Here is an 11,452-nt window from a genome sequence, read left to right as displayed (position 1 = left end):
TTTATCATACTTTCAGGCTTCAGGCCTGACCTTTGATCTCTTTCAGCCCCTTGTATACCGCATCGGCACCGAGCTCTTCAGCAATGCGCAGCAAACGGTTGTACTTGGCTACACGGTCAGAACGGCACAGGGAGCCGGTCTTGATCTGGCCCGCTGCTGTACCCACTGCCAGATCAGCAATTGTGGTGTCTTCGGTTTCACCGGAGCGGTGAGAGATAACAACAGTGTAACCGGCATCCTTGGCCATCTTGATCGCATCCAGTGTTTCGGACAGAGAGCCGATCTGGTTGAACTTGATCAGGATGGAGTTACCGATGGACTTGTCGATACCTTCCTTCAGGATCTTGGTATTGGTCACGAACAGATCGTCACCGACCAGCTGTACCTTGTCACCGATCTTGCGGGTCAGGCTGGCCCAGCCGTCCCAGTCGGACTCATCCATACCGTCTTCGATAGAAACGATCGGATAGTTTTCGCACAGCTGCGCCAGGTAGTCACCGAAACCTTCAGCATCGAACACCTTGCCTTCACCGGCCAGGTCGTACTTGCCATCCTTGTAGAACTCGGAAGAGGCACAGTCCAGCGCCAGGGTCACATCAGTACCCAGCTTGTAGCCGGCATTGTCGATCGCTTCCTTGATCACAACCAGGGCTTCTTCGTTGGAACCCAGGTTCGGCGCGAAACCACCTTCGTCACCCACTGCAGTGTTCAGGCCGCGAGCCTTGAGTACAGATTTCAGGGCGTGGAAGATTTCGGCACCGCAACGCAGTGCATCACCGAAGTTGTCGAAGTTCACCGGCTGAACCATGAACTCCTGGATATCAACGTTGTTATCCGCGTGTTCACCACCGTTAAGGATGTTCATCATCGGCACCGGCATGGAGAACTGACCCGCAGTACCGTTGATATCGGCGATGTGCGCGTACAAGGGAATGCCTTTTTCGGTCGCAGCCGCTTTCGCCGCTGCCAGAGACACCGCCAGAATGGCGTTGGCACCCAGGTTGGATTTGTTTTCGGTACCGTCCAGCGCCAGCATCTTGTCATCCAGTGCACGCTGATCGGTTACGTCCATGCCGACCAGGGCTTCACGGATTGCACCGTTAATCGCAGCAACCGCTTTCTGAACACCCTTGCCCAGGTAACGGGACTTGTCACCGTCACGCAGTTCCAGCGCTTCGCGGGAACCGGTGGACGCACCTGAGGGTGCACAGGCAGAGCCCATGACACCAGAGGCCAGGATGACATCCGCTTCTACAGTCGGGTTACCACGGGAATCCAGAACTTCGCGTGCCTTGATATTCGCAATCTGAGCCATTGTATCTGTGTCTCCAGTTAACTCGTAAAAAGGTTACTGCTGCGCCTGACGTGCCAGCGCGGCCTTGATGAATCCGGTGAACAGGCCGTGCCCGTCGCGCGGGGTGGACGTAAATTCCGGGTGGAACTGACAGGCCACGAACCAGGGATGATCCGGCGCTTCCACCACTTCAACCAGCTCGCCATCCACGGAGCGACCGGTAATTTTCAGACCAGCCTCTTCCAACAGCGGCACGTAGTTGTTGTTCACCTCAAAACGGTGACGGTGACGCTCACGCACTTCAGTGCTGCCGTAAGCCTCAGCAACATTGGAGCCTTCAGCCAGGTGGCAGGTCTGTGCGCCCAGGCGCATGGTACCGCCCAGATCGGAGTTCTCGCCACGGACTTCCACTTCACCGGTGCGATCGGTCCACTCGGTGATCAGGCCGATGACCGGGTGTTTGGACTGCTGGTCAAACTCGGTAGAATTGGCACCCTCAAATCCGGCCACGTGGCGCGCGTATTCAATCACGGCAACCTGCATGCCCAGACAGATCCCCAGGTAGGGAACCTTGTTCTCACGGGCAAAGCGAACCGCTTCGATCTTGCCTTCAACACCACGCTCGCCAAAACCGCCCGGAACCAGAATGGCACTGAAACCATCCAGAATCTGGCTGCCTTCACGCTCAACACGCTCGGAGTCGATGTACTCGATCTTCACCTTCTTGCGCAGCGCAATGCCGGCATGGGAGATCGCTTCGATCAGCGACTTGTAGGCATCCAGCAGTTCCATGTACTTGCCGACCATGGCAATGGTCACTTCGCCTTCCGGATTCAGGAAAGCATCAGCCACACGGCTCCACTCGCTCAGATCTGCCGGTTTGCAGTTGATGCGGAAGCGCTCGGTCACAATCTCGTCCAGATGCTGTTCCCACAGCATGGCCGGGATGTTGTAGATGGTATCGGCGTCCGGCAGGGAGATAACCGCACGCTCATCCACGTTGGTGAACATGGCCACTTTCTTGCGTGAAGACTCGTCCAGCTCCTGCTCGGAACGGCATACCAGGATATCCGGCTGGATACCGATAGAACGCAGCTCTTTCACGGAGTGCTGGGTCGGTTTGGTCTTGGTTTCGCCGGCGGTGGCAATGTACGGCACCAGCGTCAGGTGCATGAACATGGCGCGGGACGCACCCACTTCCACCTTCAGCTGACGCACTGCTTCCAGGAACGGCAGGGATTCGATATCACCGACGGTGCCACCGATCTCGACCAGAGCGACATCTGCATCACCGGCACCCTCGATCACGCGACGCTTGATCTCGTTGGTGATGTGCGGAATCACCTGCACGGTGCCGCCCAAGTAGTCGCCGCGGCGCTCCTTGCTCAGCACGTGCTGGTACACACGTCCGGTGGTGAAGTTGTTGCGCTTGCTCATGGTGGTGCGGATGAAGCGCTCATAGTGGCCCAGGTCCAGGTCAGTTTCGGCACCATCATCGGTGACGAACACTTCGCCGTGCTGGAAGGGGCTCATGGTACCCGGATCCACGTTTATATACGGGTCCAGCTTGAGCATTGTTACTTTGAGGCCACGGGCCTCGAGAATAGCCGCCAGAGAAGCTGATGCGATGCCTTTGCCCAATGAGGACACAACACCGCCTGTGACGAAAATATAACGCGTCATGCGGAACCTGTCAGATCGAGATGTATGGGAGGAGAAAACGTACTCAAGATGGGGTTGCAGGATAGCAAAAAGCGCCCCTCAGGACAAACCAAAAGCGTGCCAATGAGGCACCAATCCCTTTTCAACCAGGCCTGGCTCACACAGGCAGATGCCGGGCACTGCCCGAATCTCTCCATCGGACCAGAGAATCGGCTGCAGCGGACGCAACCAGGGCGGCAAGCCAGACTCCTGCAGCAGTTGTTTCAGTGCTACCGAACCGCCCCGCCCAACAGGTCGCAAACGTTCACCGCACTGGCGGTAACGCAGCTCCAGCATTCGTCCCTCTGCCAGCCCTGCACTTTCACGATGCCAGCTTAGTCGGCCCGTCGGCAACTCCAGGTCCTGCCCCACCCTCACAGCCACAACCAAATCTGACGCGACAACCGGAAGCGGATCAGGCACAAAGTGCAATTCGTCGCGGTAGCGGCGCAGGTGGTACCCCGGGAAACGCTCTTCGGGGCTGGCATCAGATCGTGTGGATAACATTGAGCGCTGCAGATTCTGCAAGCGTTGACGGCTCAATCGGTGCCCTGTCTGCCGTACCACCCAGTGATGCAGCAGATTACGTTGGCGTGGTGAGGAGAGCTGGCATAATTGACTGAGACACAGACCGCCCGATGCTTGCCGGCAGTGCTGCAAGTCCTCCTCAGCGCGCTCCTGTAACAGCTGGTCGGCATCACTCATTAGCGCCGTTGTGTCCTGGCATCGCTGCAACAGGGATGGCCAGTGCTGCTTCAGGCGCGGCAGGATGTGCAGACGTAACCAGTTGCGATCATAGTGATCCTGCGCATTGGTCGGATCTTCAACCGGAGCAAGGCCGAGCTCTGCAGCAGCTGCTTCCAGTCGGGCTCGAGGCTGGCTCAAAAGGGGACGCAGCAAGCGCGCCTCTCCCAAAGCCCGCCCCGCCGGCATGGCAGCCAGACCGGCCACCCCTGAACCACGAAGCAGACGCAGTAGCAGAGTCTCCGCCTGATCATCGGCGTGTTGTGCCATCAACAGGCAGTCACCGGGTTGCAGCAATGCCTCGAAAGCCTGATACCGAGCTGAGCGCGCACTGGCTTCCGAGCTTGATGCCGGATTAACTGGCACGACCTGGATGGGAACGCCCAGCCGTTCACAATGATCACGACAGTGATCACGCCATTGGCGGGAGACTGCTTGCAGTTGATGATCAATATGTACTGCCAGCAAGGGCTGCGGCAGGTTCAGACGGGCACAGAGTTCAAGCAGAAGGGATGAATCGAGCCCACCGCTGAAAGCCAGAACCCAGCGGCGGACATCCGGTTCGGCGGCCAGTGCGGCAGCCAGAACCTCCAGCAGTTCAGGCAGCGTCGACGCTGCCCGCTCAGCCTTATTCTTCGAAGACACCGTAGGACATCAGGCGTTCGTAACGGCGCTCCAGCAGTTCGTCGGATTCGAACTCGCTGAGGCGGTCCAGCGTCTCAAGCAGATGCTTCTTCAGGTTGGCGGACATCAGTTCCAGATTACGATGCGCACCACCCAGCGGCTCGCTGACCACCTGATCAACCAGGCCCAGTTCGTGCAGACGGTCAGAGGTGATACCCATGGCCTTGGCGGCATCGGATGCACGCTCGGCACTTTTCCACAGGATAGACGCACAGCCTTCCGGCGAAATGACAGAGTAAGTACCGTACTGCAGCATCAGCAGTTCATCGCAGACACCAATCGCCAGTGCACCACCGGAGCCACCCTCACCGATAACAGTGGAGATGATCGGGGTGTTCAGCTGGGACATTTTGGCCAGGTTGAAGGCGATGGCTTCTGACTGACCACGTTCTTCAGCATCGATGCCCGGATAAGCACCAGGCGTATCGATAAAGGTCAGAACCGGCATTTTGAAGCGCTCGGCCATTTCCATCATGCGCAGCGCCTTGCGGTAACCTTCTGGACGCGGCATACCGAAGTTGCGACGTACCTTTTCCTTAACTTCGCGGCCTTTCTGGTGCCCGATTACCATCACCGGACGGCCGTCCAGACGCGCCAGACCACCCACGATCGCCTGATCATCGGCAAAGTGACGGTCACCGTGGATTTCATCGAAGTCATCAAAGATGTGCTTCACGTAATCCAGAGTGTAGGGACGCTGAGGGTGACGAGCGATCTGCGAAATCTGCCAGGCGGACAGGTCCTTGAAGATGGACTCGGTCAGGCTGCGGCTTTTTTCCTGCAGTTTTTCCAGTTCGTCGCCCAGATTAAGCCCCGCCGTGTCCTCGTTGACATGGCGCAGCTCACTGATTTTGGCTTCCAGCTCGGCAATCGGCTGTTCGAAATCCAGATAGTTAGGATTCATGCGTATCTGCTTCTATTCAGTAACTTGGGGCCCGGTAAACAGGGCACGGAATAATCAATCAATTCTAACGGCTGAGCGGTTTGATCTCCACCCTGTCAGTCATAACAAAGGCTGACGTTATCGTTGCCAAACTGAGACTTCAGCTGCAACAGGAGATCATCCCCGGGCTCTACGGCCCAGCTTTCATCCAGCCAGAGACGCGCTGCGGCGTCTTCACGCTGGTAGTTCAGCGCCACCGGCAACTTGAGCAATACGCTGCGATGAGCCTTGAGAGTATCGCCCAGCTGCTTCATCTGCTGGCGGCCCAGCTGGTTGCGATCACACAGGATTTCAACACAGCGTGCGGAACCGGTACGTACCTGCGCCATGCTCATCACCTTGCTGGCGCGCACCTTCAAGCCACCATTGTAGTCATCCTGGGCCACCTCGCCTTCCACCACCAGCACCGCATCCTTGTTGATAAGAGAGCGGGCGGCGTCGAAGACATCGCCAAACAGGGTAATTTCCATGCGTGCACTGCGATCATCCAGCGTCAGGAAGCAGAGGGTATCGCCCTTCTTGGTTTTCTTCAGGCGCATGTCGACCACCAGTCCCGCCATCTTCTGGGTGGCGCCACGGTTGGGCTGAAGCTCGACCAGCTTGCGACTCACCAGGCGTTTGAGTTCAGACTCATACTCATCAATGGGGTGACCGGTGACATAAAGTCCCAGGGTATCTTTCTCGCCCTGCAGGCGCTCCTTGTCAGTCCAGTCACGGGCCTTGCCGAACTCCGCATAGGGGTCTCCCGGGCTTTCCGCTTCCACTTCACCGAACATATCCATCATGCCGGCGTCCGCATTGCGCGCGCTCTGATCGGCCGCTTTCAGTGCCGAGGCTATCGCTTCCCAGAGCACGGCACGAGAGGGGCCGAGGCTGTCCAGCGCACCACAGCGCACCAGCGCTTCAAGTACACGCTTGTTGAGGCGACCGGCTCCCACTCGTTCGCAGAAGTCGAACAGATCCTTGAACGGACCGCCTTCCTTGCGTGCCGCCATGATCGCGCCCACGGGGCCTTCACCCACGCCCTTAACAGCCCCCAGACCATAGACCACCTCATCCGCATCATTGACGGTGAACATGTAGTCACTGTCATTGACGTTGGGCAGGCGCACGGTCAGGCCCATCTGGCGGCACTCTTCAATGAAGATCACCACCTTGTCGGTGTTCTGCATATCCGAGGACAGTACCGCTGCCATAAAGGCCGCCGGGTAATGCTGCTTCAGCCAAGCAGTCTGGTAGGAAACCAGTGCATAGGCTGCGGAGTGCGACTTGTTGAAGCCGTAGCCGGCGAATTTCTCTACCAGGTCAAATATGTTGCCGGCCAGATCCTTGTCGATACTCTGGTTGGCGCAGCCCTCGAGGAAGATGGCACGCTGCTTGGCCATTTCCTCGGGCTTTTTCTTACCCATGGCACGGCGCAGCATGTCCGCACCACCCAGGGTATAACCCGCCATCACCTGGGCAATCTGCATGACCTGTTCCTGATACAGGATGATGCCGTAGGTAGGCTCCAGTACCGGTTGCAGGCTGTCGAGCTGATAGTCCGGATGCGGCCAGGCCAGTGGCGCGCGACCGTGCTTACGGTTGATGAAGTCATCCACCATGCCCGACTGCAGCGGCCCCGGACGGAACAGGGCCACCAGCGCGATGATATCCTCGAAGCGGTTAGGCAAAAGGCGACGGATCAGGTCTTTCATGCCGCTGGATTCCAGCTGGAATACGGCGGTGGTCTGAGCGCTTTGCAATAGTTTGAAAGTAGCCGGATCTTCCAGATCGATGGATTCGATCTCAAGCGGCCCTTCGCCTTCCTTCTCGCGCTTGTGGTTAATCGTTTTCAGCGCCCAGTCGATGATGGTCAGGGTCCTCAGACCCAGGAAGTCGAACTTAACCAGCCCCGCTTCCTCAACATCGTTCTTGTCGAACTGGGTCACCAGGCCATGACCTTCTTCGTCACAATAGGTGGCGGCAAAGTCGGTCAGCTTGGTGGGTGCAATGACCACGCCCCCGGCGTGCTTGCCGACGTTACGTGTCACCCCCTCCAGCTTGTAGGCCATCTCCATGATTTCTTCGGCTTCTTCATTGCCGTTAACGAAATCACGCAGCGCATCTTCCTGCTCCCAGGCCTTGTTCAGGGTCATGCCCACTTCGAACGGAATCAGCTTGGACAGACGGTCCGCCAGACCGAAAGGCTTGCCCTGTACACGCGCCACGTCTCGTACCACTGCCTTGGCGGCCATGGTGCCATAGGTGATGATCTGGGATACAGCATCACGGCCATACTTGCGCGCCACGTAGTCGATCACCTGGTCACGGTTATCCATGCAGAAGTCGATATCGAAGTCAGGCATGGAGACACGTTCCGGGTTCAGGAAGCGCTCGAACAGCAGGTCGTATTCCAGCGGATCAAGATCGGTGATCTTGAGCACATAGGCCACCAGAGAGCCGGCACCCGAGCCTCGCCCCGGCCCCACCGGGATACCGTTTTCCTTACCCCACTTGATGAAGTCCATCACGATCAGGAAGTAACCGGGGAAGCCCATCTGGATAATGATATCCAGTTCAAACTCGAGGCGCTTCTCGTAGGGTTTGCGCTTTTCCTGATAGTCGGGATCGTTCTTGTCGAGCAGAAACTCAAGACGTTCTTCCAGTCCCTCCCAGGATACCTGACGGAAGAAGTCATCCATCAGCATGCCTTCCGGAACCGGGAAGCGCGGCAGATAGTAAGTACCCAGCTCTATCTCGATATTACAGCGACGGGCAATTTCGACCGTATTTTCCAGCGCGCTGGGAATATCACTGAACAGCTCGGCCATCTCTTCAGCGCTGCGGAAGTACTGCTGATCCGAGTAATTGCGCGGACGCTGCGGATCCTCCAGGGTGCGGCCAAGGTTGATACAGACGCGGGCCTCATGGGCCTCAAAGTCTTCCTGTTTGAGGAACATCACCTCATTGGTTGCCACCAGCGGACAGCCTTTACGGGCCGCCAGTTCCACGCTGGCATGCACCAGCGCCTCATCACCCGGACGGCCGGTGCGCTGAACCTCCAGATAGTAATTATCCGGGAACATCTCTTGCCACTCAGCCAGCAGAATCTCCGCCTGATCCGGGTTGCCCGACAACAGAGCACGGCCCACATCTCCCAAACGGCAACCGGACAGCGCAATCAGGCCATCCGCTTTCTCGGCAATCCATTCCTTACGCACCAGGGCTCGCTCGGGGACGATGTTCTGACCTTCGGCATAGGCGCGCGACACCAGCTCCATCAAATTGCGATAGCCCTGACCGTTGCGCACCATCAACGTGATACGGAACGGCTCGCCCTCGGGCTCTTCCGGGTTTTCAACCCAGAGGTCTACGCCGCACAAAGGCTTTACGCCGGCGCCCAGTGCCGCCTTGTAGAACTTGACCAGTGCAAACAGGTTGGTCTGGTCGGTAATCGCCACCGCTGGCATATTCTGCGCGGCAGCCGTACTGACCAAAGACTTGATGCGGACCAGGCCGTCAAAAAGGGAATACTCGGAATGGACACGCAGGTGTACAAATGCAGGTTCAGACATCAGATGACTGCTCCAGACGAAGTCGAACCGGACGGAAGCTGCGACGGTGCTCGGGCAAGGCCCCCAGCTGCTCCAGCGCTTCCAGATGTTGCGGGGTTGGATAGCCCTTGTGGCGATCAAAGCCGTACTCGGGATACTGCTGGTGCAACGCCAGCATCTGCCGGTCACGATCAACCTTGGCCAGAATCGAAGCCGCGCTGATTTCAGCGATTTTGGCATCTCCTTTCACAACGGGCTCTGATGGACAGGCCAGTGCAGGGCAGCGGTTGCCATCGATCAGGGCGTAGTCAGGCGCAATCGATAGCCCTTCCACTGCCCGCTGCATTGCCAGCATACTGGCGTGCAAAATATTGAGTTCATCAATCTCGGCTGGCGTTGCTGCTGCCACACACCAGGCCAGCGCTTTTTCCTTGATTTCGCCATACAGGCGTTCGCGCTTTTTCTCACTAAGTGCCTTGGAGTCTGCCAAGCCCTCAATCGGGTTGTCCGGATCAAGAATGACAGCCGCCGCCACCACATCTCCAATCAGGGGACCGCGCCCCACTTCGTCCACACCGGCCGTATGGCCTGCCGGACGAAAATCAAATTCAGCGCTCTGCACGGCGACTCTCCAACAATTCAATCACGGCATCCGCCGCTCGCTCGCTGGCATCCTGGCGCAGCTGTTCGCCAATGACGCCAAACACCCGGGCCAGACGCTTACGGTAAGGCTCGTCTTCCAGTGCACGCAACACCAGCGGCCCCAGCACTTCAGGCTCAACACCTTCCTGCAGTACTTCGGGCACCATCTCTTCTCCGGCCAGCACATTGGGCAAGGATACCCAACGGCTTTTAATCAAACGTGAATAGATACGATAGGTCAGGCTGGCCATGCGATAAGCAACGACCATGGGTTTCTGCAGCAAACAGGCTTCCAGCGTCGCCGTACCCGAGGCGATCAGGATGGCATCCGCAACCGCCATCACTTCACGGGAGCCTTGCAGGACCAACGACAGATTCAGGTCGTTAAAATCTTCATTGACCAGGTCTTGCAGCTGTTCAAAACGGTACTGGTTGGCCGCCGGCAGCACAAAGTGGAGTTCCGGACGTTGTGCCTGCAACCATCGTGCTGTTTCCAGAAACGGGCGAGCCAGGTATTTGATTTCACTGCCCCGGCTACCCGGCAGCAGCGCAACCATGGGGCGCTCATCTCCAGCTGGCGAGCAATAGCGCTTACGGGCCGCAGAGAAATCGATTGCAGCCGGTATCTCGTCAGCCAAGGGATGGCCCACGAACCTCAGGTTTTGCTGAGTCGGCTGGTAGATCTCTGCTTCAAACGGAAACAGCGACAGCAGCAGATCGGTACTCTGCTTGATCTTGTAGATGCGCTTGCGTTTCCATGCCCACACGGACGGACTGACATAGTGGACGGTGGGAATACCGGCAGCCTTGAGCTTGCGCTCCATACCCAGGGTAAAATCCGGCGCATCGATACCGATAAACAGATCGGGCGGGTTATCAATGAAGTAACGAACAAGACGGCGGCGTTCGCGCAGCAGTTCAGGTAGGCGGCCCAGTACTTCGACCAGCCCCATCACCGATAAGCGTTCCAGCGGATACAGCGGCTCACAGCCTTCCTTCAGCATCAACTCACCGGCGATGCCTTCGAAACGCACCTTTGGATAACGCTGTCGCAGGGCACGAATGAGGCCGGCACCGAGAATGTCACCCGATGCCTCACCTGCCACTATTCCGATTCGCAAAGGCCGCATCACAGCCTCAGCGGATGATGCCACGGGTCGATGCTTCCAGTGACTCGATCAATAGTCCGACTTCGGGACAGCCTGGCAGCAACTCATTGAGCCCGTCCAGCGCCTGTTCAACGGTCAGGCCCTTACGGTAGATCAGCTTGTAAGCCTGGCGCAGGGTGTTGAGCGCATCACGCTCAAAGCCACGGCGTTTCAACCCTTCCAGATTGATACCGTGCGGCTTGGCGCTATTGCCACTGGCCATCACATACGCCGGTACATCTTTGAGTACGACGGTACCGGCACCACACATCACATGTGCGCCGATGCGGCAGAACTGATGCACAGCGGTAAAGCCACCCAGGATGGCATGATCACCGACATGAACATGGCCTGCCAGCGCAGCGTTGTTGGCCAGAATGATGTTGCTGCCGACACGACAGTCATGGGCTACATGGGCGTATGCCATCAACAGGTTATTACTGCCGATACTGGTGAGGCCTTCATCCTGTACGGTGCCACGATGAATGGTGCAGCCTTCACGGATGACGTTATTGTCACCAATTTCCAGACGGGTCGGTTCGCCAGCGTATTTCTTGTCCTGACACTCTTCGCCGATGGTCGCAAACTGGAAAATGCGATTGCCTTCACCAATGCGAGTAGGTCCCTTGATCACAACATGAGATTCGATACGCGTACCGGCACCAATCTCGACGTCAGGACCAATCAGGCTCCAGGGGCCGATTTCGACGCCCTCGGCTATGCGCGCCGAGGGGTCAACAATTGCTTGCGGGTGAATCAA

The 11,452-nt window shown here is 57.7% G+C and carries 8 protein-coding genes; all 8 read right to left on the bottom strand.

Annotation, left to right across the window (positions count from 1 at the left end; translation table 11 throughout):
- Positions 1 to 19: 19 nt before the first annotated feature.
- The 8 genes from eno to lpxA all read right to left on the bottom strand — a co-directional run bounded on the left by eno (position 20) and on the right by lpxA (position 11,452).
- On the bottom strand, positions 20 to 1,315 hold the full coding sequence (gene eno / locus O3C79_RS05080; protein ID WP_494385063.1) for a phosphopyruvate hydratase: 1,296 nt from the start codon (positions 1,313 to 1,315) through the stop codon (positions 20 to 22).
- A gap of 33 nt (positions 1,316 to 1,348) precedes the next feature.
- On the bottom strand, positions 1,349 to 2,977 hold the full coding sequence (gene pyrG, locus O3C79_RS05075) for a CTP synthase (protein ID WP_494385062.1): 1,629 nt from the start codon (positions 2,975 to 2,977) through the stop codon (positions 1,349 to 1,351).
- 78 nt (positions 2,978 to 3,055) lie between these two features.
- Complete coding sequence (tilS, locus tag O3C79_RS05070) at positions 3,056 to 4,384, bottom strand: tRNA lysidine(34) synthetase TilS (protein ID WP_494385061.1); 1,329 nt, start codon at positions 4,382 to 4,384, stop codon at positions 3,056 to 3,058.
- A complete protein-coding gene (gene accA, locus O3C79_RS05065; protein ID WP_494385060.1) occupies positions 4,368 to 5,327 on the bottom strand; it encodes an acetyl-CoA carboxylase carboxyl transferase subunit alpha in 960 nt (319 codons plus the stop codon). Before accA ends, tilS begins: the two co-directional genes overlap by 17 nt.
- Positions 5,328 to 5,422: 95 nt before the next feature.
- Positions 5,423 to 8,923 carry a DNA polymerase III subunit alpha gene (gene dnaE / locus O3C79_RS05060; RefSeq protein WP_494385059.1) on the bottom strand — a complete coding sequence of 1,167 codons (3,501 nt, stop codon included), beginning with the start codon at positions 8,921 to 8,923 and terminating at the stop codon, positions 5,423 to 5,425.
- The gene (rnhB, locus tag O3C79_RS05055) at positions 8,916 to 9,524 is read right to left on the bottom strand and encodes a ribonuclease HII (RefSeq protein WP_494385058.1); all 609 of its coding nucleotides are present in this window, start codon (positions 9,522 to 9,524) and stop codon (positions 8,916 to 8,918) included. Before rnhB ends, dnaE begins: the two co-directional genes overlap by 8 nt.
- Positions 9,511 to 10,674 (bottom strand): lipid-A-disaccharide synthase, encoded by a 1,164-nt coding sequence (lpxB, locus tag O3C79_RS05050; protein WP_494385057.1) that lies wholly within the window; start codon positions 10,672 to 10,674, stop codon positions 9,511 to 9,513. The genes rnhB and lpxB overlap by 14 nt, the downstream gene beginning before the upstream one ends.
- 7 nt (positions 10,675 to 10,681) lie before the next feature.
- On the bottom strand, positions 10,682 to 11,452 hold the full coding sequence (lpxA, locus tag O3C79_RS05045) for an acyl-ACP--UDP-N-acetylglucosamine O-acyltransferase (RefSeq protein WP_029511140.1): 771 nt from the start codon (positions 11,450 to 11,452) through the stop codon (positions 10,682 to 10,684).

This window comes from Marinobacterium sp. NO-S09 (assembly GCF_059179545.1).
The sequence above is the reverse complement of the archived record's forward strand: the minus strand, read 5'-3'. Positions and strand labels throughout refer to the sequence as shown.